The organism is Lunatibacter salilacus, from assembly GCF_009797935.1.
Lineage (GTDB): Bacteria > Bacteroidota > Bacteroidia > Cytophagales > Cyclobacteriaceae > Lunatibacter > Lunatibacter salilacus.
This window is the reverse complement of sequence record NZ_VOLC01000010.1, coordinates 66890-91747: the sequence shown is the minus strand read 5'-3', so window position 1 is coordinate 91747 and position 24858 is coordinate 66890. Positions and strand designations below refer to the sequence as shown.

The 24858-nt window shown below is 41.9% G+C and carries 19 protein-coding genes; 9 read left to right on the top strand and 10 right to left on the bottom strand.

Annotated features, from left to right (window positions below):
- The first annotated feature begins 151 nt into the window (after positions 1 to 151).
- From FQ608_RS14570 to FQ608_RS14555, 4 genes are all read left to right on the top strand, one after another.
- The gene (locus FQ608_RS14570; protein ID WP_158858971.1) at positions 152 to 1123 is read left to right on the top strand and encodes a tetratricopeptide repeat protein; all 972 of its coding nucleotides are present in this window, start codon (positions 152 to 154) and stop codon (positions 1121 to 1123) included.
- Positions 1124 to 1438: 315 nt separating this feature from the next.
- Complete coding sequence (locus tag FQ608_RS14565; RefSeq protein WP_158858970.1) at positions 1439 to 1978, top strand: macro domain-containing protein; 540 nt, start codon at positions 1439 to 1441, stop codon at positions 1976 to 1978.
- Positions 1979 to 2171: 193 nt separating this feature from the next.
- Entirely contained in the window at positions 2172 to 4493 is a 2322-nt protein-coding gene (locus FQ608_RS14560) for a PAS domain-containing sensor histidine kinase (RefSeq protein WP_158858969.1), read from the top strand.
- A gap of 15 nt (positions 4494 to 4508) precedes the next feature.
- Positions 4509 to 4880 (top strand): response regulator, encoded by a 372-nt coding sequence (locus FQ608_RS14555; RefSeq protein ID WP_158858968.1) that lies wholly within the window; start codon positions 4509 to 4511, stop codon positions 4878 to 4880.
- A 616-nt stretch (positions 4881 to 5496) separates the two neighbouring features.
- Here FQ608_RS14555 and FQ608_RS14550 read toward each other — a convergent pair.
- The 3 genes from FQ608_RS14550 to FQ608_RS14540 all read right to left on the bottom strand — a co-directional run bounded on the left by FQ608_RS14550 (position 5497) and on the right by FQ608_RS14540 (position 7970).
- Positions 5497 to 6699, bottom strand: a complete 1203-nt coding sequence (locus tag FQ608_RS14550) for a CehA/McbA family metallohydrolase domain-containing protein (protein WP_158858967.1) — start codon at positions 6697 to 6699, stop codon at positions 5497 to 5499.
- 107 nt (positions 6700 to 6806) lie between these two features.
- Positions 6807 to 7475, bottom strand: coding sequence for an alpha/beta hydrolase (locus FQ608_RS14545; protein WP_158858966.1), 669 nt, complete (start codon positions 7473 to 7475; stop codon positions 6807 to 6809).
- Between the two features lie 6 nt (positions 7476 to 7481).
- Positions 7482 to 7970, bottom strand: coding sequence for a cytidine deaminase (locus FQ608_RS14540; RefSeq protein WP_158858965.1), 489 nt, complete (start codon positions 7968 to 7970; stop codon positions 7482 to 7484).
- Between the two features lie 173 nt (positions 7971 to 8143).
- On the opposite strand from FQ608_RS14540, the gene FQ608_RS14535 reads away from it, so the two are divergent.
- Complete coding sequence (locus FQ608_RS14535) at positions 8144 to 9490, top strand: saccharopine dehydrogenase C-terminal domain-containing protein (RefSeq protein WP_158858964.1); 1347 nt, start codon at positions 8144 to 8146, stop codon at positions 9488 to 9490.
- 37 nt (positions 9491 to 9527) lie between these two features.
- On the opposite strand, the gene FQ608_RS14530 is transcribed toward FQ608_RS14535, so the two are convergent.
- The 6 genes from FQ608_RS14530 to FQ608_RS14505 all read right to left on the bottom strand — a co-directional run bounded on the left by FQ608_RS14530 (position 9528) and on the right by FQ608_RS14505 (position 15284).
- Entirely contained in the window at positions 9528 to 10304 is a 777-nt protein-coding gene (locus FQ608_RS14530) for a Rossmann-like and DUF2520 domain-containing protein (protein WP_158858963.1), read from the bottom strand.
- A gap of 159 nt (positions 10305 to 10463) precedes the next feature.
- On the bottom strand, positions 10464 to 13001 hold the full coding sequence (ccsA, locus tag FQ608_RS14525; protein ID WP_158858962.1) for a cytochrome c biogenesis protein CcsA: 2538 nt from the start codon (positions 12999 to 13001) through the stop codon (positions 10464 to 10466).
- A gap of 39 nt (positions 13002 to 13040) precedes the next feature.
- Complete coding sequence (locus FQ608_RS14520) at positions 13041 to 13457, bottom strand: cytochrome c maturation protein CcmE domain-containing protein (RefSeq protein ID WP_158858961.1); 417 nt, start codon at positions 13455 to 13457, stop codon at positions 13041 to 13043.
- A gap of 103 nt (positions 13458 to 13560) precedes the next feature.
- Positions 13561 to 13809 carry a CcmD family protein gene (locus FQ608_RS14515; protein WP_158858960.1) on the bottom strand — a complete coding sequence of 83 codons (249 nt, stop codon included), beginning with the start codon at positions 13807 to 13809 and terminating at the stop codon, positions 13561 to 13563.
- 4 nt (positions 13810 to 13813) lie between these two features.
- A complete protein-coding gene (gene ccsA / locus FQ608_RS14510; RefSeq protein ID WP_158858959.1) occupies positions 13814 to 14488 on the bottom strand; it encodes a cytochrome c biogenesis protein CcsA in 675 nt (224 codons plus the stop codon).
- Between the two features lie 130 nt (positions 14489 to 14618).
- Positions 14619 to 15284, bottom strand: a complete 666-nt coding sequence (locus FQ608_RS14505; RefSeq protein WP_158859092.1) for a heme exporter protein CcmB — start codon at positions 15282 to 15284, stop codon at positions 14619 to 14621.
- Positions 15285 to 15473: 189 nt separating this feature from the next.
- On the opposite strand from FQ608_RS14505, the gene FQ608_RS14500 reads away from it, so the two are divergent.
- Positions 15474 to 16538 (top strand): dihydrodipicolinate synthase family protein, encoded by a 1065-nt coding sequence (locus FQ608_RS14500; protein WP_234364212.1) that lies wholly within the window; start codon positions 15474 to 15476, stop codon positions 16536 to 16538.
- 230 nt (positions 16539 to 16768) lie between these two features.
- Here the strand turns inward: FQ608_RS14500 and serS are convergent, their stop codons facing one another.
- Positions 16769 to 18046 (bottom strand): serine--tRNA ligase, encoded by a 1278-nt coding sequence (serS, locus tag FQ608_RS14495; RefSeq protein ID WP_158858958.1) that lies wholly within the window; start codon positions 18044 to 18046, stop codon positions 16769 to 16771.
- A gap of 343 nt (positions 18047 to 18389) precedes the next feature.
- Between serS and rho the strand changes: the two genes are divergently transcribed.
- The 3 genes from rho (at position 18390) to recQ (ending at position 24745) form a co-directional block, all read left to right on the top strand.
- On the top strand, positions 18390 to 20228 hold the full coding sequence (gene rho / locus FQ608_RS14490) for a transcription termination factor Rho (RefSeq protein ID WP_158858957.1): 1839 nt from the start codon (positions 18390 to 18392) through the stop codon (positions 20226 to 20228).
- Between the two features lie 235 nt (positions 20229 to 20463).
- The gene (locus FQ608_RS14485; RefSeq protein WP_158858956.1) at positions 20464 to 22323 is read left to right on the top strand and encodes a translocation/assembly module TamB domain-containing protein; all 1860 of its coding nucleotides are present in this window, start codon (positions 20464 to 20466) and stop codon (positions 22321 to 22323) included.
- A 298-nt stretch (positions 22324 to 22621) separates the two neighbouring features.
- The gene (gene recQ, locus FQ608_RS14480) at positions 22622 to 24745 is read left to right on the top strand and encodes a DNA helicase RecQ (protein ID WP_158858955.1); all 2124 of its coding nucleotides are present in this window, start codon (positions 22622 to 22624) and stop codon (positions 24743 to 24745) included.
- Positions 24746 to 24858: the final 113 nt, after the last annotated feature.

The window sequence follows — 24858 nt, the reverse complement described above, 5'->3', positions numbered from 1 at the left end:
TTCCGTACCCGCTACGTTCCTAGATCCGACAAAATTATCGAGAGATCGCTTGACAGGATCACTTAAATCCTTAATTTGGTATCAGCAATCATTTGATTTGGGTGCTATAGAGTAATGAGAGTTGCGTAAATGCAATAGCTATGGACAATTCATGAAAATGACGAGACAAATTAAATTAATACTAATTCTGCTAGTCTTTTCCGTTCAAGGATGCGAACAGCTTGATAGCGAGACAGAAAGGGATATTGAGAAAGCTGTAGAGTATTTCAACAGTGAAGAATATGAAAAGGCTTTAACCTATGTTGAGAAGCTAATTGAAAAAGATTCTACCAATCATATTAGTTGGGCTTTAAAAGGTCGGGCATTATTCAATATTGGAAAGGAGGAACAAGGAATACGTGCAATAAATAAAGCAATAGATATCAACCCTGCCTACCGCAAAGCCTACGGTTTCCGAGCGGTAATGTACAGCCTAACAGGAAAATACGAAATGAGCCAAATTCTTTCGGATATTGATGTCGCTCTTTCTGAAGATTCTTATAATTCCGAACTTATTAAAATTAAGGCAAACTATCTTCAAATATCAGGTCAGTTTGAAAAAGCAATAGATGAATATGACAAACTTTTGAATATAGAACCTAACAACTATGATATAATTGTCTTACGAGCTTCAGCAAATAGAAAACTAGGTAACCTAGACTTAGCGTTGAAGGAATTCAATCAAGCTATTGAAATTGATCCTGCAAAGTCTTTCGCCTATGAAGAAAGAGCAACTTTTTTCGTTGAGCAACAACAATTTGAAAAAGCAATTGCTGATTACAACAAATCGATAGAAACTATTTCAGAAAATAAAAACTTTCAAGTATTAAAAGCATATTCTTTAAATAATAGGGGATTTGCCTACTTTAAATTTGGTGAAAATGGCAAAGCATTGACAGATATTAGTCATTCCTTAAAATTGCTTTCAACAAATTCTTATGCTTATAAAAACCGTGCCATGGTCTATTTAAAGAATGGTGAAAAGGACAAAGGATGTGCTGACCTAGAAAAAGCGAATGATTTGGGATATACTGAACAATATGGCGATGAAGTGGAAAAATTGATTGATGAAAATTGCAGATAGAATAACTGGATAACATGGTATAGTCAACACTAATAGGCTAAAAAATAGTTTCTGGTTCTTGGTCCCGCTTAGGCTTTAATTACGATGAATAGTAATGAATTCCGAAATCCCCAGCATTTCAGGCATGGGCGGTTGTCGTCAGTTTTATCAAGATTATCAAAAAAAGGCTCACATTTTCAGGAACATCCTCTAGACCTAACAGCAATGTATGAATCTTCCATCTTAGAGATGGTATTAACCTGATGAGAAATTTAAAAATACAATTTGGAAATCGCTTATTTATGAGAAATCCATTACGGAATTAAATACGGAATTATGATTCAGCTCAAAATAAGCGAAATAACCTTCGAATTGAGAAAAGGGGACATATCTCAGCAATCCGACATGATTGCAGTTGTCAATGCTGCCAATGCCGAGCTTCGCATAGGCGGGGGTGTTGCAGGCGCTATACATAGGGCAGCAGGACCGGGTCTTGAAAAGGAATGCCGGCACTTGGCTCCCATAAAGCCGGGCGAAGCCGTGATTACCGGTGCGCATAATTTGCCTAACAAATATGTCATTCATTGTCTGGGTCCTATCTATGGAATAAACCATCCTGAGGATCAACTATTAGTTAAATGTTACCGCAATACACTGCATCTGGCGGATAAAGAAGGCATCACTTCTATCGCCTTTCCGGCTATTTCCACCGGAGCCTTTGGATATCCTATGGAAGAGGCGGTATCCATTGCCATAGATACGATCATTGATATGATCCCCCGGCTTAAGTCCGTAAAGAAGGTGGTCGTGGTCTTATATTCTGACGATGATTATCAGGCCTATAAAGCTTACCTCAACCAAAAATGTCAATCATGATCCAATAATGTGTGGCGTGAAAGTTTAATGTATTCCAATCCCGCTCAATCTTTTTAGGTCTCGGGCATAATTTAGCGCAAATATGAATCTCCTATTATTTATTTGTATCTTTACCGTTATTTTACTTTTACGAAAATGCTTTCCTAATAGGTTTGTGCATATCAGATGATATACTTCGTGCGATTATACATATATGTGTAAAAAATATGCTAACTTTTATTTTCTCCAGGGTGGAGGAGAAATGGGTGAATTCTTCAGAGCAACCGACTGGAGTAAAACTGCTTTAGGTCACCCCGAAAGCTGGCCCCAAAGCTTACGCACCACGGTGGGAATATTGTTGAATTCCAAATCCCCAATGTTCTTGTGGTGGTCTGATGAATTAACTTGTTTATACAATGACGCCTATCGCCCAAGTTTAGGGAAAGATGGCAAGCATCCTTCTATACTGGGGATGCCTGGAAAGGAAGCATGGCCGGAAATATGGCACATAATAGATCCATTGATTAGTAAGGTGGTGGAGCAAGGGGAGTCGTTTTGGTATGAAGATTTGTTGGTGCCCATTTTACGGAATGGAAGACTTGAAGATGTGTATTGGACCTTTAGCTATAGTCCTGTTCACAATGATACAGGCAATGTGACTGGAGTGCTTGTTATCTGTACAGAAACAACTGAAAAAGTGATTACGTCACGTAAAATTGAGGAAAGCGACCAACGTTTTCGCAATACCATGAAACAAGCCCCGGTAGGTATTACCATTTTAAGGGGCCCTCAGTATATCGTAGAAATGGCTAATGATGCCTACCTGCAACTTATAGATAAAACAGAAACTGAATTTACAGGAAATCCATTATTTGACACGTTACCTGAAGTAGAGGAAACTGTGCACTCCCTGCTGGATAGTGTACTAAGCACCGGCATTGCCTATCATGGTAACGAACTGCCTGTTCCGATCAAAAGGTATGGAAAACGGGATATTTTTCACTTCGATTTTATTTACTATCCACTGAAAGAGGGTGGGAAAATTACCGGTGTCATAGTAGTAGTGACCGATGTAACTGAAAAAGTTGAAACCAGGAAAAAGATTGAAGAAGACAAAAGGCTCTATGAGACCATAACTCAAAACACTCCTGATCTTATTTACGCATTTGATCTAAACTATAGGTTCACTTACGCAAATGAAGCATTGCTGAAAATGTGGGGACGCATGCGGGAAGATTCGATCGGTAAAGGTATGTTGGAATTGGGGTACGAGCCCTGGCATGCCGAAATGCATGAGCGGGAAATAGATCAGGTTATTGCCACAAAAAAGTCTATCCGTGGCGAGGTATCTTTTCCACACGCCCTGATGGGAATCCGCATGTACGATTATATTTTTACTCCGGTAATAAATGAAAAAGGGGAAGTTGAAGCAGTAACAGGTACGACCCGTGATATTTCTGATATAAAAAATGCCCAAAATGAATTGAAAAAAAGTGAAGAACAATTCCGACTGCTTGCTGATTCCATGCCACAGCATATTTGGACCTCAGACACAGACGGCAATTTGAATTATTTCAACCAGTCAGTTTTTGATTATTCAGGATTAACGCCTGAGCAGGTTTATAAAGACGGATGGTTACAAATAGTGCATCCGGATGATAGGGATAAGAATATCGAAGTATGGCTAAATGCCATTTCAACGGGTAACGACTTTTTGTTTGAACACCGATTTCGAAGACACGATGGGGAATATCGCTGGCAACTTAGCCGGGCTATTCCCCAGCGGGACTCTAATGGGAAAATACAGATGTGGGTTGGTACGAGTACGGAAATTCAGGAGCAAAAAATAAGAGAAGAAAAAAAAGATGAATTCATCAGCATTGCAAGCCATGAAATGAAAACTCCCCTTACTACTGCAAAGGCGTATTTGCAAATGTTGGAGCTTTTGTTGGACGAAGACAATGAAGAGGCAAATCTGTACGCCAAGAAGGCAAGCCAGTCAGTCAACAGGCTTAACGAATTGATAGGGGAACTGCTGGATGTAAGTAAGATACAGCTCGGAAAGCTTAATTATAACATCACTACGTTTGATTTTAATGATATGATTGACACGACAGTAGAAAATATTCAGCTTACATCCACCACGCATACCATTGTAAAAACGGGGAAAGTTGATAAAAAGGTTACCGGGGATAGAGATAGGCTGCAGCAGGTAGTCATCAATTTACTTACCAATGCCATAAAATATTCTCCCCATTCAGAAAAGGTTTATATCAATGTGGATCAGAAACTTGACAAAATAAATGTATCAGTGAAAGATACTGGTATCGGAATTGCTCAACATAGTCTTGACAAAGTATTTGACAAATATCATCGGGTGGAAGAGCACGCCGTTCAATTTCAGGGCTTGGGTATTGGGTTATTTGTTTCTTATGAAATCATCCAGCGCCATCATGGGAAATTATGGGCTGAAAGCGAATTAGGGGAAGGAAGTACCTTTTACTTTACATTACCGGTAACTAATGGCTTACAATAAATAGCTAGACAAAGGGTGGAAAACAACCGGGGTAAGTGTATATTAATTTACGAAGATAATCAGGAGATTTTAATTCTGTGTAAAACGATTTTGACAAGGAAACATTACCGTGTGGAAACACGATTACGATGTGAAAATGTGATCAACGACATAGATAGTGTTCAACCAGATCTAGTTTTAATGGACCTGTGGATCCCGGAAATTGGCGGTGAGAAAGCAGTATCCCTTATAAAAGGAAACCCCGCCACCCGTGATATTCCTGTACTGCTGTTTTCTGCTAATGCAGATATTAAAGAAATATGTAAAAGAACAAATGCCAATGGATATCTGGAAAAACCCTTTGACCTAAAAACTTTCATTGCAACAATAGAAGAGTATATTAAATAAAAAATTACGATGCCAAAAATATGATGCATGTATTCAGACTTTTAGAGATGGCTATTGAAATAGAAAAGAAAGTCAGCGTAAAAAGGCCAAACCGTGATTTTTTACTTGAAATTATATCCTGTAAATTTAAATATGAGGAATTATTAAAATAGGCAGAGGTAAAACGGGAAGAATTGGAGTTGGCGTTTGAAAATTCCACATGGCCTGAGGAACTCGATTTGGCAATAATTATTTAACCTATAGTTTGAGAGTTAATTCTATAAGGATAGAGCTTTTCTATAACGTTAAGATTTTGACGTATATTAACCTTTAAAGCTGCACGCTATTAGCCACTATTTAATAATGAGAGGACTATCTTTAAAAGTATTGCTTCCTTTGACCATACTACTGGAGGAACTATTAGAAAGGCGAGATTCGGTGCATGACGGTTATCATTGCTGAAGAAGCATATTGGACACTTAATTCCAGCCAAGACATTTCAATAGAGGTTGACATTGGTAATCACCTTCTCATTCAGATGGCCCAGACCGAAATAAGAACGGGAAACACTTTTCTTAAAAAAGGGTTGATCTCATGGTAGTAAATTAAGCTAAGTCAAGGGAGGTGTCTGTATCCTCTATTCGGGAATCACCGGCTGCACCCAGGCTATCTGGTATTTCATATTTTCCACCGGATTCTCTTGGGGTTTGGTGGAAGTTATTTTGGCTCGTACAAATAGCAATTCAGGATCCAGCTTAAATGATGCCGAAGTACCCTTTTCCTTTTTAAGCACAGTCGTTTCCTTTTCGCCCTTTTTGCAGCCAATAAACTCAATGGTATAGTCAATACCGTCTTCTGCCGCTACCTTAACAGATAGTTCATTATTCTTGAATGAAAAATCTTCCAGGGTAACTCCAGTAGTCGCATAGAACTCTCCCGCTTCCAATGCATCAATTAAGGAACCGGGCTGTAGGGAATCGGCCCGCACCATAACCCAACCCCTTCCGGAATTACTAAAAGTAGCACCCATATGATGGTAATTGTGGCTGTCATCCGTCGCCAGGCCAAAAAGCAGCGGCTGCTCTTTTTGCATATAGGCGATATTGACATAATCCCACATACGCTCGTAGCCCATCCGTATGGAATCTCCAAGGTTATTTACTTGGGGATGTCCGTTATAAACTTCAAAGAACCGTTCTCCCTTTAATTTTACGATGTCCTGCAGCGTGATTGCCCAGCGGAAGTTGGGATGGTTGATATGTACCATCATGGGCTGACCGGTTTCTTTTCGCCGTTCCAATACAGCATTGATATTGTTTTGAAGCACCTCTGCCACGCTTTCTCCACCTTGTGGGAGAAATAGTTTGTCAAGATTTGTTATGTTAAGGTGTAGGGGCTTACCCTTATATCCATCCGAGATTTCCTCCGCTGGAATCATAAGGAAACTTTCATCCTCCTGGAAAAGTGGGGCATACTCCGTATAGGTTTTCAGCTTCACCTGCGTTTCACCATCTTCCACTTTATATTCAACCCAATCCTCCCCGTATTCATCCAAATAATTTTGAAAGGCAGTCTGATATACGCTGTCTTCCCGCAGGGTAACCCATTTATCCCCTTCCGCAAAAATATTATGGTCGGTTAACGCCACAAAGTGATACCCGTGGCTTTTATACCAATCCATAATTACCTCCGGAAATTCGTCCCCATCACTCCAATAGGAATGGGTATGCAGGTTTCCTTTATACCACTTCTTAGTGGAGGCTGGCTCCTTTTCACAGGAAGTGAAGATAAACAAAACACATACAAGTAGCGAGAAAGCGAATAAAGAGGTGGATTTCATATTGTTTGGGTTGACAAGACGCAACAATATACTACTAAAAATAAAAATGGCCTAGCAAATCCAGATTACCGTTAGGTTAATTTACATTTATATGAATGTAACTTTAGCTATTCAGCCCCGTCCGCTACGATAATTTGGCGCAATAGCTGCTCGTCCAACTCATGCCCACCCGCATAGGTGAAGTTGCTTAGTTTCCGAAAAGCCACTGTTTCAACATGACCCAATTGCTCTTTTAATCTTTCTGGCGTGATTAAAGGGTCACTATTCCCAGTTGCCAAGATAAGGTGTAGGTTTTTTGCCTTCTCCTGTAGCTTTTCCTTATCCAAATCAACAGCCAATGCACCTCCCAAGAGAACCATTTTTTGTATCGGTAATGGGCTTTGTACTACCCAGCGGCTGACGGTGGCGGCCCCTTGGGAAAATCCCAAAACATTAATCTCAGGCCTGTCATCAAACGTTTTCAGAACCTCTTTTACAACTGCGTTCAAGTAGTTCATTCCGTTTAGAATGTCAGTTTCCCGTTGATGCTTGGTCATCCAATTGGCTCCCACCCGGCCGGAGAATCCTTCCAGATAGGAGCGGTTGATTCCTTCCGGTGCCACAAACAATCGGGAGGAATCGAAGAAAGGCCTGAATTTGCGTAGGAAAAATTCGGCAAGTTGACCGTACCCATGCAAGATCAGCCAGATTTCCTTTTCCGTCCCGGAAGGGTCATGAGATGTTAAAAAATAGTTTTGTTGGGTATAACTTACCTGCTGTTTGCCTAGGTCATTCATGGTTGGTTATTTGTTGAGATCCTCAAATTTAAAAGGAAGCAATTGGTCAATACCACTCGCTTGCAGCACTTCGCCTGAAGGCATATACATATAGAGCTCAATAGGCAAGCCAAACTTGATTTCGTACTCACTGATAGACTGCCGACAAAGGCCACAGGGAGTGACGGTGGCATAGTCCTCTTTTCCAGAGGCTCGTCTGGCAACAATAGCCAATTTGATAGGCGGTATTTCCGGGAAATTGGCGTGCGTGTATCCCAATAGGATCCTTTCGGCGCAAACGCCTACGGGGAAGCAAACGTTTTCCTGATTATTGGCGGTATAAACTTGGCCGTCCTGGAGCAGCACCGCAGCGCCCACCATAAATCCCGAGTACGGGGCATAGGCATTTTCTGTGGCAGCCTTCGCTTTGCTAACTAACTCCTGTACATCATGAGGAAGGGAAGTCCAGCTGTAAAGGGTTAGCGTGCTGGTCGTTTCAATTTTTTTATTGGTCATATGGGGGCTGCTAGTAGGTTGTACACTATTTGGATAAGCTTTGTGATGTCCAAGATGTTTAATTTTTTCGTTAAATAAAATGTAGGGCAAATATTCTCTAATGAAAATCTAGGAAGTGATACTATTCCAGAAGATAGAACACTAATCTTTGAAAGACTAAACCCACGAAAATAATGCAAGAGAAAAACATTTTGATCCTTGGGGCGGGAAAATCAGCAACCGTATTGATCGATTACCTCTTGAGGGATGCTGAAAAGAAGTTAAGGAAATTTGTCATTGCGGATGTTTCTCTGGAAGCGGCAGAGCAGAAGGTCAAGGGTCATCCTTCAGCCACAGCTAAGGCATTGGGTATTGAAAACGAAGCCGAACGGAAAGGGTTGATTCAACAAGCTGATTTGGTGATATCCATGCTGCCTCCGTCCTTTCACCCCTTGGTTGCTGCAGATTGTGTGGCAATGTCCAAGCATTTTTTCTCGGCTTCCTACTCTTCTGCGGAGATGAAAAAATTGGAATCCGAAATCAAAGAAAAAAGCTTGTTTTTTTTAAACGAATGTGGTCTGGATCCTGGGCTAGACCATATGTCCGCCATGCAGTTGATGGATAGGGAAAGGGAGCAGGGACATACGATCACCTTGTATAAATCCTTTTGCGGAGGATTGATGTCCCCCGAATATGTAGACAACCCCTGGAACTACAAGTTTACCTGGAGTCCCCGAAATGTGGTGTTGGCCGGGCAGGGCGTGTCGAGTTTTATCCGCAACGGGTACTACAAATTTATTCCCTATCACATGCTTTTCAAACGGACCGAAGAGGTTCATTTTCCGGGATTGGGGACATTTGAAGGCTATCCCAACCGGGATTCACTTTCCTACCGTGAGATTTATGGACTGCAGGATATCCCAACGATCCTAAGAGGAACTCTGCGAACCCAAGGTTTCTGCCAAGCTTGGAATGTTCTGGTACAACTGGGTCTTACCGATGATTCTTATGAAATGGATTTGCCAAAGGGATTTACTTACCGGATGTTAACAAACACCTTTCTTCCCTATGACCCGAATAAATCCGTCGAAGTAAAAATCAAGGCGCTTCTTCCCGAAGTAACGGATGCCATTTTGGCGAAACTAGCATGGTTGGGGCTTTTTGAGGATGGACCACTTGCCTTGCGTAAGGGCAGTCCAGCTAAGATTTTGCAAAAACTGTTGGAAGAAAAATGGAATCTAAAGCTTGGTGATAAGGATATGGTACTGATGCAGCATCAGGTTGAGGTGCAAGTAGGAGAGCGGGTAAAACGATTAGTAAGCAGTTTAACGGTAAAAGGCGATGACCAAGCGCATACCGCCATGGCCAAGACTGTAGGACTGCCATTGGGAATAGCTGTCGATTTGTTTTTGGAAGATAAATTTTCCAGTAGGGGACTTTTACTTCCTACACGCAAAGAAATATATGAACCCGTTTTGCAGCAATTGAGAGTAGAGGGGATTTCCTTCGAAGAAAGTGAATCTTGGATAGACGAGAAGTAATTGAACTGAGTTTGAAAGATATTTTCCGCCTAAAAATTCAATTGGCATCCAATATATCCTGCGAGATCAATCGGTAGATTTCCGCCAGTTGCTCATTATAGGTCAAAAACTGATGATGTGCCTCCAAAGTGGGGAAATCTTCCCGAAGGGCAGGGCCTGTCTGGGCTGCTCTCGCACCGATTTGTAGGCATTTGCTGATTTGTTCTATGATTAGTGGCTTGAGCATTTCCATATCCAAACCCTGCCGGTTCATGATTGCTTCCGCAATGCCAATCAGATGATTGGTAAAGTTACTGGCAAAGACAGCAGCCACATGCACGGCTTTTCGGTCCTTTGATTTTACAGTATAGTAGGGAGAGGTAAGGCTTGCGGCCAGTTTTTTTAGAATTTTAAGCGTCTCCTGATCTTCTGATTCGAGAAGTATGGAAACATCGGCAAAATCAAGGTCCCGGTTTTTACTAAAGGTTTGCAAAGGATAAAATATCCCTGTATAACTTGCTGAACTATACTCCAAAATTTCCAAGGGCATGCTACCACTGGTATGGACCAGAATGCTGTTTTCTGGAAGTATTATTCCATCCGCCACATCGGCGATCGCCTGATCCGCAACAGCAATAATAAACACACGGGCTTTACTTTCAGAGAAATCCAGCTCGTCGGTAGCTTCTGTGGCATAAAGCCTTCCCGTAATCCTTTTAGCATGGTCCAGATTACGACTGTAGACTTCTGTGATTTCATGTCCGGCGGTCTCCAAGGCTGCACTGAGGTGCCAAGCCACATTACCGGAACCAAGGATTGCGATGTCAAACTTCATGTGTTTATAATTGTTTTTCAGTTGCCACATGGAATCTCGCAATTATAATCATCCCTCCGTGCGTTGCCTGCGTCATGCTCGATTTCATGAGAAAACAATCATAACGGTCAAAATAAAACCCCTTGGAAGGGGTTTTAGAAATAAATGGGGGCTGGATCTTTATTCCAAACCTTTATTACGCATTTTGGTAAATTCGTCATAGCGCCGATAAATGGCGGTACAAAATCCGAACAACATGATGATGGTGCCAAGCCATAATACATTTATAAAAGGCTTGACGGAAGCTTTCATGACAACATAGTCTTTCTGGTAGGTATTGTACTTAAACACAAACTTTCCTTCCTCAGGTAAAATATTGTCAATCTCCACTTTGATTCCAAGATCCGAATCAATGGCTGCTATTTTTCCCACTTGATTATCCCGGATAAGAAACATGGGTTCGATAAGCCGCTTCACATCATTATCCATGATACTGAGCTTCGCACGAATGGCGACGTCACCTTCTTGCAGGCTCAAATCTCTCAATTCTTGGGGGTCACTGATAAGTTCCGTACCCTCAAAATTGGTCACAAAATCATTCATGAAAAACTGTCCCCCTGGCTCGGAATTTTCAAACTGATCCTCTTTCCATTCGGGATCCTCGTAGTCGTTGATGGCCGATACGTGGGTATATAAATCTTTAGAAAGGTATCTTTTGGAATCCGGAGAAGAAATCAATCCCATGGTAGGGTTTGGCTGGGACATGGGGAATAAGGTGAATTTTAGATCATCTTCCTGATAGTATTCCACCTTAAAATAACTGTTTTCCTCCAAAACGATGCTTACCGTATCTCCTCTTGAGAAATAGGTTTTTCCTTTGGCATCAATATCTTGGAGGGCAACGGCAGCGTTTATGCCGTCTACAGATTCCAACAAGTCAGCTTTGACATATCCGGGAAAGCCTTTGACTTTTTTGTGCCTGCCCCGATAGATTACTTCGTAATCCTTCATCTGCAGCGGCTTGTTAATCCAAAGTAATACGTTTTGTTTGTTTAGATCATCTTCCCAGTCCTTTTTATAGGTCATGCCTGACATGTTGATGGAAATGGTGTCAGAATATCCCGAAGAAAACATAACCCCGATTAGAATCATTCCCAGCCCTACATGGGCAAGAGATCCGCCAGCAAGTTTAAACGTTTTTGCTTTGATTAGCTTGATAAGAATGGATCCGTTGGCTACGATAGTAAAGGCTCCCGCCAATACGACTACGATATAACTGATATCATAAACCTTTCCCAAGGTGATAATGACAGCTGCCAGAATCATGGAAATGATATATGGCGTCACCAAAGAATTTTTTAGCTCATGCTTATCCATTTTATTCCACCAGAAGTACTGCCCCACACCCGTCAATAGGGCTAAAGCAACGGCAAACCAGAGTTGGAATTTGGTGTAGAAACCTACCTGATCCGCAGGCGGAGCCATATTGGATATGCCTCCCAATCCTTCCACGATGGCATTATATACCGGGATAGAGGTGGGCAATATGACTTGAAAAGCCATTAGCCCCAAGGTAGTGGCACCAATGAAAATCCAGAATTCCCGTGAATAAACAGATGCTTCCCTATCGGAAGTTGGAATGTTTTTCCATTCTTTCACAGATAAGAAAATGGCTATAACCAAGAAGAACAACATGTAAATCAGTAACTGACCGGAAAGCCCCAAATCAGTAAAGGAGTGCACGGAAGAATCTCCCAACACGCCACTTCTTACCAAGAACGTAGCATAAAGGACTAGAATAAATGAAGCTATTACCAGAACAATAGAGGTCTTCAGAGCCGTACTACTCTTCTTATAGGTAATCATGGTATGAATTGCTGCCACCATGATTAGCCAGGGAACATAAACTGCATTTTCTACAGGATCCCAATTCCAATATCCGCCAAAATTCAACGTAACATAGGCCCAATAAGCTCCCATAATAATTCCCATACCCAAAATCATGGCAGAGAATATAGCCCAAGGCAAAGCTGGTCGTACCCATTCCGAATAGCGCTTCATGGCAAGGCCTCCCATTAGGAAAGCAAAGGGTACTAATGTAGAGGCATATCCTAGAAACAGTGTTGGGGGGTGAATAACCATCCATATATTCTGCAACAAAGGATTCAAACCTGTCCCATCCTGTGGGATAAATTCCGGGTTAATTTGGAAAATCGGAGCTTCAGAGATGTCTCGAAGCAAAATAAAGGGGGAACTACCAATCTTAAGATCACCTATCACTACACCCAGAATCATGGATACCAAAAACGCCTGAACGAGGGCAAAAACCACCATGACAGGACCTTCCCAGAACTTATTGGTATGTATAAGGATAATGCCCAAAACTACATTCCAAAAAATCCAAAGGATAAATGCGCCTTCCTGTCCTTCCCAGAAGCTGGAGATCATGTAATGTACTGGAAGTGCTTTGGAGGAGTGGGAATAGGCGTAGAAATACTCGAACCGGTGATTGTATATGATCTCGAAAAGTGAGATGGCAATTCCTACGCTCGCAACAGCATGTATGTAAAATGTAATACGGCTGAATCGTTTCCAGGAAGCTTTTTCGAGTTCGGGTGCTTTAATATAGTTATAATATGAAAAGGCAGTTATAATGGCAGTGACAAAAGCAACAATTGCCATTAAATGCCCCAAATTACCAACAAAGGTATTCATCATTATCCGGGGGGTTAATTGAAGGGGTAAGCAACAGGAAGATTATAGTGAAGCAGATTTTACGTCAGTTTCCTGATATTTGGAGGGACATTTCATGAGTATTTTGTCAGCGACAAACAGTTCTTCATTTCGAAAAGATCCGATAACCACTACCTGTTCCGAGCGGGCGAAATCCGCAGGTACGGGTTCGTTGTAGTAAACTTGTTGTTCGTCTCCATTATTGTCTACCATCAAAAAAGTAAACGAAGTTTTATCTTCATGGACCTCCAGGCCGACTACCTGTCCGTATTCACTTTTTTTCAATTCGCCTACAACGTGAATGGCATTATCATTGCCGTTTGTGGCCAATATTTTCGCGGTTGAGAAACTTTCATAAGTGCTTGCATCGCCTATGGAAGTAATAATGATCATGATGGCTACACCAATGATGCCCAGTCCTATGATATGTCCTTTTTTCATATTTTTATGATTGTATTTTAATGGCCAAGCCTGTCCCCAATTTGTCGGGAGAATCTCGCAATGATAATAATTCCTCCGTTTGACGTTCTCGTCACGCTTGATTTCAGGTTAACTCTTTATATTGTTTTTCCAGATTGGATATCTTTCTGTCAGTATGTACCACATAAACCAATATTCCCCCCAAAACAATTCCAATTATGCCAGTCAAAACGTATATTTTTCCATTGGAGCGCATGAGGTCAGCCATTTCCACTTTGGTATTCTGGTAGTCCTCTCCGGTAATTTCGATTTTATCCTGCGCATTAAGCGAAAGGGACAGCATTAGCAGTGAGATGAACACTAATTTTTTCATATGCTTATTGATTGATCATTTTTTCTTCCATTTTTCTTTCCAGTCTTCTATACCTTACACGTATAGTTGTCACCCAGGTTCCAAGCAATGACCACCCAATGACGGCTGGGTAAAAGACAATGCGTAGCTGACTGTCCATATCGTATGCGTTAAAACCGGGGTTGCCACCGTTTCCCGGATGAAGACTGTCAGTAAGTCTCGGGAGTATAAATATAAGCGGGATAAATGCGGCATATGCAAAAATGCTGTAAACCGCACTGATCTTCGCACGTTGAAAGATATCTGTCAGCGAATTTCTAAGGATTAGGTAGGCAAAGTACATCAACAGCCCTATTGCGGCTGCGTTAAGCTTTGGATCATTGGTCCAGTATGCCCCCCAGGTAAATCGGGCCCACAAACTACCGGTCGCAATTCCGATTACACCGAAGAGGATAGCCGCATTGGTAAATTCCAAGGACATGTCGTCGTCTTCCAGCCTGCCATTTCTCAGGTATTTTATACTGTATACGATTCCCACCGTAAGCATGGCAAGCATGGCAAACCACATAGCTACATGGAAATATAATGCTCGGATGGTTTCGTTGAGTATGGGAAGTCTGGGAACATCAGCCAATAATCCGGCGATAAGGGTATAGGCCAAGAGTGCTATGGCCAATACTTTCCACCAAGTTGCTTTCATAGAATTTCTACAGGTAATCCTCCTACAAAAGTAAGGTATAAATCCCTATTTCCTTTAGTTTGTAGGTTTTATTTGATCAAGGCCTTAATGCCGTGATTAGATTACACTAGGCTGTTTAATCGGTGGGCATTTAGCTTTTCCATATAAAGGGAAAAAGCAGGTATGAGGTAGCTGCAATTACACCGTTTATGGCCAGCAAGGTAATAATTTTATCCAAGCTTACCCCCCTGTCTAGTCCGTCAATTGCATTTTTGGAAATCTGAATGGCCAGCAGTAAGATGGGAATTAAAATGGGGAAACTTAAGATAGCCATCAGGGTGCCGTTGTTTCCGGCTTTTCCAGCGATGGAAGAAACCATGGTTAGGCAGGAGGAAAAGCCTATAGAGGTCAATAGTAAGTTTAAAAGGAACATGGGCTGATCCTGAACGGGATTTCCCATAACCACCGAAAACACGAGATAGCCTAATAGGGAAAGTACTAGCGTAAGGCAGGTGTTGTAAAGGATTTTGGAAATAATGATGGATTCTGGCGAAGCAATCATGTAATAATAGAGTTGCCTGCCGGAGTTTTCCTGAATAAAACTCTTTGCAACGGCATTGACGGCTGAAAATAGAATGATGATCCAGTATAGGGCATTCCAAGTGGGAATTTGGACAGTGCCTCCTTTTACTCCAATACTTAGGTACGTGATGTAGACCGTACTGATGACGTAAAGTAAAATGCCATTTAAGGCATATTTCTGTCGCCACTCCAGCGTGGCTTCTTTTTTAACCAATGCAATGATTTCATCCAACATTTGGTGGCAAAGATACAAAGTATTGATAAAGTAGCGCAGCATAGATTGTCTTTTGACAATATGTTGAAACAAATGTAAAAACCGTTTTTGACTGGTCTGTTTTAAGGAAATCCCAGTATATCATAAGTAGTTGATTACGTAGTTGTAGAATTAGTTAGTTTTTCATTGCAATTGAAAAATCAAAACAATATGCCAAAATTCCCGATAGATCCCTCCCCAAATACTTCCCGGAGAAGTTTTCTGACTAAAGTTGGTCTAGGCCTTGCCGCAGCATCCATGCCGATCTCTATTAGAGCAAGTCAGAAAAACCATCTTAGCACTTCTATTATCAGCATGAACAACTCCGACAAAATATTTATTCCGGTGATGCTCACCACCTACCATCAAGACGGTACAATTGATTACGACGGAATGAGCAGGTTGATGGATTTTTATCTGGCTGCGGGTGCCAAGGGTTTCTTTGCAAATTGCCTTAGCAGCGAAATGTATCTCCTCACAGACGAGGAAAAATTGAAATTGACTAAGCACGTCGTGGAACATGTGAATGGAAAAATACCCGTGGTAGCCTCAGGATCATTTGGAGACACGATCAATGCCAAGGCGGATTTCACCAAACGGATAAAGGATACGGGGGTGGATGCGGTGATATTGATTTCCGGCCATTTTGCCGAAAAGGAGGAATCGGATACTAAGTTTATACAGCATTTGGATGATTTTATGCTCCAGACTGAGGGAATCCACTTGGGCACCTACGAATGTCCCTCTCCATATAAGAGAATAATCTCTCCGGAAATCATGAAATTCCTAGTGGATTCCGGCAGGTTTATCTACCATAAGGACACTACGGAAGACATTGACCAAATTAAAGCAAAGATAGACCTGGCCAAAGGCGGTGAGCTTGGGCTTTATAATGCGCATATCGGAAGTGCGGCAGCATCTTTACAATATGGCGGAGCTGGCTTATCACCCATTGCGGGAAATTTCTATCCAGAAATCATTACCTGGATGTGCGAAAATGCCACAGATTCCAAGAAAAAAACGGATGTGGATTGGTTACAAAAGGAGCTTCGAGAGGTGGAGAAAAAAATTGGAAGTCAATATCAATTAGGGGCAAGGTACTTTTTGTCCAAGAGAGGTTTCCAAACACCGCTAGTCAGTCGTGGCACCCCTGGAGCCTTAGCGGTGGATCAGGCAAAAATTTTGGATGATTTACAGACTAGAGTAAGGTTATGGCATGAACGTTTGGGGATTTGACAAACTTTTTTCGGAGGTAAAAGCTTAGTGGCGAAATAACCAGAAAAGCTTAAAATTTTCTTTTCGAATCCATTGGGGAATTTCGAGTTATTAAAAAGTCTATTGTTGAATCCAAATCTGGGATATTACTATTTCCCCCCTCCTAACAAATTCTAATTTTGAAAAAAGGTCGTCTTGCCCCTGCAATAGACAGGGGCAAGATGACCTTTGAGATTATCTAAGCTTCTATATTAACTGATCCACTCAAAGCCCAAATAGGGCACCAAGACCGCAGGCATTTTGATGCCGCCTTCCTGTTGGTTGTTTTCCAAAATGGAGGCAACAATCCGGGGAAGAGCCAACGCACTGCCGTTAAGTGTGTGGGCAAGAACTGTTTTTTTATCCTCGTCCTTAAACCTGAGCTTAAGGCGGGTGGTCTGGTAGGTTTCGAAATTGCTTACCGAACTCACTTCCAGCCAACGTTCTTGGGCTGCTGAAAACACTTCCATATCATAGGTAAGGGCGGAGGTAAAGCCCATGTCGCCTCCGCAAAGGCGGAGAACCCGATACGGTAGTTCGAGTTTTTGAAGCAGCCCCTGTACGTACCCACTCATCTGTTCCAAAGCCTCATAGGATTTGTCCGGACGGGATATATGGACGATCTCCACTTTGTCAAACTGATGGAGTCTGTTTAGTCCCCGAACATGTGCTCCCCAGCTGCCGGCTTCCCTGCGAAAGCAGGGCGTGAAGCCTACATTCTTCACGGGAAGTTGATCGGCTTGGAGTATTTCGTTTCGGTATAAATTGGTGATCGGCACTTCTGCCGTTGGTATAAGATAGAGGCCATCTTCGGTGCAAAAGTACATCTGACCCTCTTTATCCGGCAACTGTCCGGTGCCGTAGCCACTTTCTTCATTGACCAAGATCGGGGGCTGTACTTCCATATAGCCCGCCTTAGTTGCTTCGTCAAGGAAGAAATTGACCAATCCGCGCTGTAAGCGGGCACCTTTACCTTTATACACTGGAAATCCCGCTCCAGCAATCTTCACACCCAGTTCAAAATCGATGATGTCATATTTTTTGATCAACTCCCAGTGAGGTGATTTAAATTCAGCAGACAATTCTGGAATGTCACCATGGGTAAGCACCACTTCATTTTCATCCGCGCCAAAACCGGCAGGGACAGATTCATGGGGGATATTTGGAATCGTATACAAAAGTTGGGTCAGGTCATTTTCCTGCTGTGTATATTGGTCTTCAAGTATTTTTACCTGTGCCTTTATTTCCGAGGTCCTACTTTTAACTTTTTCAGCCTCTTCCTTTTGACCACTTTGCATCAACTTGCCAATGGTCTTGGAGATGGAATTGGATTCCGCCTGCAGCTGATCCCTTTCCAATTGGATATTTTTACGGGTATCGTCCAGTTGAACTAGCTGGGATAAAACTGCTTCTGCTTCGGTAAAATTTCTTTTTTTTAGACCTAAAACAGCTTTTTCAAAATTTTCTCTGATAAAATTTACTTGAAGCATGGGTACTGGGATAGATATATATCTTCGTTTACCGCGCAAAGATAAGCAAATCTTGTGAGCAGATGCATCATTCAGCGCATAAGAGCTGGTTTGGAGGCAACAGATTATTTGACAAACAAGGATTCCATTCTTTTTAGAAATAAATTTGGAATTGATGTAAAATTATAACAATTTTCGAAAAGTTTGCGTTTTAACGATTGTTACCGTAATATTGTAGCATCAATATGTTCAAAATCCCAATCCTGGAGATTTTAGTATTATCTGAATACCTTTTTACAGCAATCAAGATATACACTACTGACTTCACCAATTAATCAATCGAAATTATTTTCATACGTTTTTTATGTATAACATAGAAGAATTAAGAATCAGACTATTGTCTGAATTAAAGGAAATAGCTGAAGAGCTTGGCGTAAAAAACTTCAAATCATTAAAAAAAGATGATTTAGTTTATGCGATTTTAGACCAGCAGGCTAGACTTCCCGAACAAGCCCTACCTAAGAAAAAGCCCTCCCAAGTAGAATCACCTGAAAATCAATCCCCTAGTACTCCCGAAAAAGCGCAGGAAGACAGCCCAAAGAAGGATGACACGCCTAAACCAGAGCCTACAACGGATGAAAAGCCAAAGTTTAGAAGGCAGAATGTGACAGAAATACCCAAAGAGGCGAAGGAAGAGGAAGCGGAAAAGCCTGTCGTTTCAGAAATCCCGGAGAAACCCCGACCCCAGCCAAGAGATAGTAAACCTAAAAGGAAACCGGAGCGTGCTGAAGTTGCGGTAGAGAATAAGCCGAAAGAGACAGTTTCACCAACAGCCCCAAAAGCTGAATCTCCTAAACCAATTCAAAAGCGGGAATCAACTCCGGTAGAAGACGACAACAATTCCCGTACATTCCGCCCCAGACGAAGGGCGGTAGTAGAAATTGAGGAAGTTAAGGCGGCAAGCCAGCAAAACCCAGATGGAGAATTGCCAAAACGCAGGCCCCAAAAGGAGGTAGATGATATCCCCCCTCAGGCAGAGACACAGCCCTTTATGTCCAAGCGAAAGATTGCGTTTGCTATTAAGGAGTTCGAAGGTATCATTGAAAATGTGGGTGTGTTGGAAATCATGTCCGACGGTTATGGCTTTTTAAGATCACTCGATTACAATTACCTAGCTTCACCGGATGATATTTATGTATCCCCATCACAAATAAAGCTTTTTGGACTCAAGACTGGTGACAACATAAAAGGTCAGATACGTCCCCCAAAAGAAGGGGAAAAGTATTTTGCACTTCTTAAAGTCATCAATGTAAACGGCAAGACCACGGACGAAATACGCGACAGGATTCCATTTGAATACCTTACGCCTTTGTTTCCGGAAGAAAGGCTAAAACTTACCACCACCCACGACAATTTTTCTACTCGTATAGTAGATTTATTTGCACCTATCGGAAAAGGACAGCGTGGAATGATCGTAGCCCAGCCAAAAACGGGTAAAACGGTTCTTCTACAGAAAATAGCCAACGCAATTGCCGAAAACCATCCCGAAGTTCATCTGATGATTTTATTGATCGATGAAAGACCGGAAGAGGTAACAGACATGGCTCGATCAGTAAAAGCGGAGGTGATATCCTCGACTTTTGACGAGCAGGCTGAACGGCACGTGAAAGTAGCGTCACTTGTTTTGGAGAAAGCAAAGCGAATGGTGGAATGCGGACACGATGTGGTAATCCTTCTCGATTCCATTACCCGTCTCGCCCGGGCACACAATACAGTTGTACCTTCTTCTGGAAAGATTCTCTCCGGAGGTGTGGATGCCAATGCACTTCACAAGCCCAAGCGGTTTTTTGGGGCGGCAAGAAACGTAGAAAATGGAGGATCTCTAACCATTATCGCCACTGCGCTGGTGGAAACAGGCTCTAAAATGGACGAAGTTATTTTTGAGGAATTTAAAGGAACCGGAAACATGGAGCTGTCACTTGACAGGAAGTTGTCTAATAGGAGAATTTACCCAGCAATTGATGTTCCGGGGTCAGGTACTCGTAGGGAAGACCTCCTAATGGACAAAGAAGAGATGCAGCGTGTATGGATTCTGAGAAAACTGATGTCAGACATGACTTCCCAGGAAGCAATGGAATTCTTGCTCCAACGAATGCGGGGAACACGAGACAATGCGGAATTTCTTATTAGCATGAATAGCTAAAAATATCTTTATTCTAATATTTGAAAGCCCTGGTTCTGCCAGGGCTTTTTTATTGTCAAAATTGAAGTGTAATACGTTTTATAGCGTTCAAAAAGCAAAAAAAGGTATTTGTATAAAATTTAATCTGCGTATTCAGCAAATTCAACCTATGGAAAGCTAAGTTCATCGACTTTCTTAAATCCCTTTTTTTATTTAAGGTAGGTTTGTTCATGTTAATTTTTAAAACATAGAAAACATGAACAGCACATCCATATTCTCCGGCAGTTTCAACAGAAAAACATTCTTCGTATATGGGGTGTTTTTAGCACTTTTGTTTTCATCCACTATAAGCTGGTCTCAAAACTTTATCAGTAAGCAAGATGGAGTATGGAATCAAAACACAACTTGGAACAGCACGCACAGTTGTGGTCAATCGGACAACGTGAGTGCCGGAATTCCTCCCATCAATAAAGGTTGGGGATGTGCCGTAAGTGTCGTTATCAACCATAATGTTGAATTTACCGGAAACGCAAATAATTTTGGAGCAAATGTTTTTAACGGGATCACGATCAAGTCAGGTGCTTCATTACACTTTTCTGGCAATGTAACCATCAGTGGAGGAGGTTCAGTGCCTACGTTTATCCTTGAGTCAGGTGCCACTATGAATGTTGCCGGGACATTTACTGTCAATCGTCCTGTTAAAATTGTCATCCCTTCGAATTCAGTGGTTACAATCAAGAACCTAGTTGTTGGTGACAGTAGGCCAGAAATAACCGTACAGGAGGGAGGGAAATTGATCATCTTGGAGACTACTGAACTGAAAAGCCAAAGCACATTGAACGTTCATGGTTCATTACATACCAAGAACCTCTCCTTTACGTCTGGAGGTACTCTTAATGCAGACCATCAGGGTGCTCAAATAATAGTGGATGAAACGACTACGCTGGTGTCTAATAGCACCTTAAATCTCAATGGTATATTAAACACAAACAATCTTATTTTCACGTCTGGAGGGAAATTAAATGCTAATTCCGATCAGGCAAAAATTGAGGTTGCAAAGGATTTAACCGTCAGTAACGGTACGCTGAGTCTAAGTCAAAGCAGTAGCATCCAAGTAAATGGTAAAGCCAACGCAGGTCAAAGTGGAACCATAAGTCTTACCCATTCTGCTTCGGCAAGTTTTGAGGGGTTGGTCACCATCCCTAACGGAGCCACTATTAAAGCTGCAAATTCCTCCCATTTCCGATTCGGTAACAACGTTGATATGTCAGGAGGGGGCAAACTGGAATTGAGGAATAATGCAGAAGGTATCATCCAAGGCGATGTTTCTTTGCCAAACGGAAAAATTGAGACCTTTGATTACAGTGAGGTATATGTCGGAGGTAAACTGACCGCTTCCAATGGGGGAGAAGTTTCTACCTTTAATAACTCTGCTTTTAATATATGTGATTACCCCAATTCAACCCAGTTGGGAACATATCACATCAAAATGCTGCAAAACAGTTTTTATGGCGAAGGATGCTTTGCGCTTCCGGTAATCTGGGGAGCATTTACTGCCCAATTTGACCCATCCAAAAAGCAATCCAATATAGTGTGGGAAACGACTAAAGAATGGGAAAACAGTCATTTTGAAGTGGAAAGATCTCTGTCCGGAGTTGATGGATATACTGTGGTAGGAGAAATTTCAGCAGTTGGATACTCAGATTTGATCAGCTCCTACATGTTTGAAGATCAAGCTATCCCAATTCATAAAGGTTTCGTTTACTATCGTATTAAGCAGGTAGACTTGAACGGCAAGTACGCTTATAGTGAAACTGTTAGTGTGATGGTGCAAAACATATCGGAAAATTCCACCGCCTCCAAATGGGTTGCGTATCCAAACCCTACAAGCGGAGATGGCTTCAATCTCAAACTTACTGAAGCGTCCAACACTGACCAGGGACCAATTACTGCCCGCATCATCTCCCTGAGAAATTCTCAATCGGTGCAGGCAACTGATCTTTCCATGCTTTCCCTACTTATTGGCCAGCAGATCAGCCAGGCTCCAAAGGGTGTATGTGTAATAGAAGTAATCCAAGGGAATGAAGTGACACACTTGAAAATTTTAAAGCACTAACGATTTTACTAAAGGTCAGCATAATTTTCACATGTTCGATGTATTTATGAAACCGAACTGAGGAGAAATTCAATTTAGATGAATCCTTATTATTTGCAGACCTGCGAAGTTTTCTACCGAACGCGCAGGTCTGTTTTTTTTAATAGTTGCGTCCTGTGGTTAAAGTGAGCTACTGGATTTCTGTCATTTAGTTGTGCTTCAATGTTTTAAAACAAAATTTAGAAATGTACGAAGGATATGTGAAGGGATTTTTTTAAATTGCAGTTTTCAACCCTATTGTTAATAAACCTTTTTTACCATGAGACCGATAGATATTTTAAAGGACTTTTACGGTTACGATCAGTTTAGAGGTAACCAAGAACCAATTATCAATGCCGTGATGGCGGGAAAAGATACCATCGCACTGATGCCAACAGGTGCGGGAAAATCAGTCTGCTATCAGGTGCCTGCCATGTTGCTGCCTGGACTTACATTGGTGGTTTCTCCCTTAATTGCATTGATGAAGGACCAGGTAGATGCCCTGAATGCCATTGGGATTCCGGCTGCTTTTCTGAATTCCACGCAGAGTAGCAGTGAGCAGCGGTTTATTTCCCACGAAGTCACATCAGGTAAAATCAAATTGCTATATGTAGCACCGGAACGAATTTTTTCAGGAGGAAACTCTGTATTGGACCTTTTGGGGAATGTTACTTTGTCCTTAGTGGCCGTGGATGAGGCCCATTGCGTTTCCCAGTGGGGCCATGATTTCCGACCTGAATACCTGAAAATCGGTGAACTACGGCAGAAATTTAAAGATATTCCCTTTTTGGCGCTTACAGCAACGGCTGATACCCTCACCAGAAAGGATATTGCAGATAAGTTAGGGTTAGTTTCGCCCACTTGGTTCGTATCTTCCTTTGACCGGCCCAATATCACTTATAGGGTCGTTCTGCGAAACGATGCTTTCCAAAAACTGATTGACTTTCTATCCCACCACCCAGGAGATTCTGGCATAATTTATTGCCTGTCCAGAAAGGGTGTGGAAGATACTGCGGAGCGACTTCAAGATTTTGGTTATCAAGCCTTACCTTACCATGCAGGTTTAGAAAGGGATGTTCGTCAGCGCAACCAAGAGCAGTTTATCAAGGACGAAACAAAGATCATCGTGGCTACTATTGCTTTCGGCATGGGTATAGACAAGTCCAACGTGCGCTTCGTGGTTCATATGAACATGCCGCAGAATGTCGAATCCTATTATCAGGAGACAGGAAGGGCAGGCCGGGATGGTTTGCCAAGTGAAGTTTTATTATTTTACAGTTTTGGTGATAGTATCACGCTGGGTAGGATGATCGAAAACTCGGAAAATCCCGACCATATTGAAGTGATGAAGAAAAAGCTGGACCGAATGGTTTCTTTTTGTCAAACCCAACGGTGCAGGCGACGGTTTCTATTGGATTACTTCGGGGAAACCCAAAAGGAGGATTGCGGCAATTGTGATATATGTTTCCAAAAAGGGAATAAATTAGACGTGACTATTTTCTCTCAGATGTTGTTGTCAGCCGTGGTACGTATGAAGGAGTCATTCGGCTTAGCTTATGTGATACTTGTTCTCCGCGGCTCCCAATCCGTCAAGGTTCGTGAGGCGCATAAGGCTTTGGGAGTATATGGGGTTGGAAAGGACAAAAGTGAACAATTCTGGAAAAAATTGGGGAACCAATTGGTTTTGGAAGGCTATTTAGAGGCCACGGATAAGGAATACCCCACTTTGTCGTTGACACCCTTGGCTTGGGAAAAACTGAAGCAGAAGGAGAAAATTATGCTTTCCATGGACGAAGGAATTTTGGCAACACCCACGGAGCAGTCGCACGACAAAGGTCTTTTAGAAAAGCTTAAAAATCTTCGGTTTAGTTTGGCTAGGAAATTTAATGTACCCCCTTACATTATTTTTTCTGATGCCACACTGGTCGAGATGGCAACCCATTATCCAACCGATTTGGCTACTTTGCGTCAAATCAATGGAGTCGGACAGGTAAAGGCTGAAAAGTACGGTGATGAATTCCGCCGTGTGATAAGCCAATATTTGGTGGAGAATGACATCACGCCCCCCGCTCCAAATCGGATAAGCGGTTCCCAACGCAGGACATCCTCCTCCGGGAAGAATGTTGGAAGTGAAAAAGAAACATTGGAGCTATTTCAAAAGGGGCTTTCAGTTGATCAGATAGCTGAAAAAAGGGAGATGGCGCCTAGCACGATTGAAGGTCATTTGTTTAACCTTACGGAAAAGAAATTGATACCTCAACAAGAATTTCTCAACAACGATCAGATTGCGGAGATCAAGGCATTTTACGAAACTCAGGAAGGTCATTTTCTCCGTCCACTTAAGGACCATTTTGGAGACAAATATACTTATCTGCAATTGAAAGTAGCCGTCAGAATTAGCTAGTTCATCTTTGTTATTTGGCTTTTTATTTTTTGGCGTGTTTGTATCGGATGTAGAAAATCAATAAATCATACCCATAAAAAAGGTGCCTGTTTTGGGCACCTTTTCTTTTAACT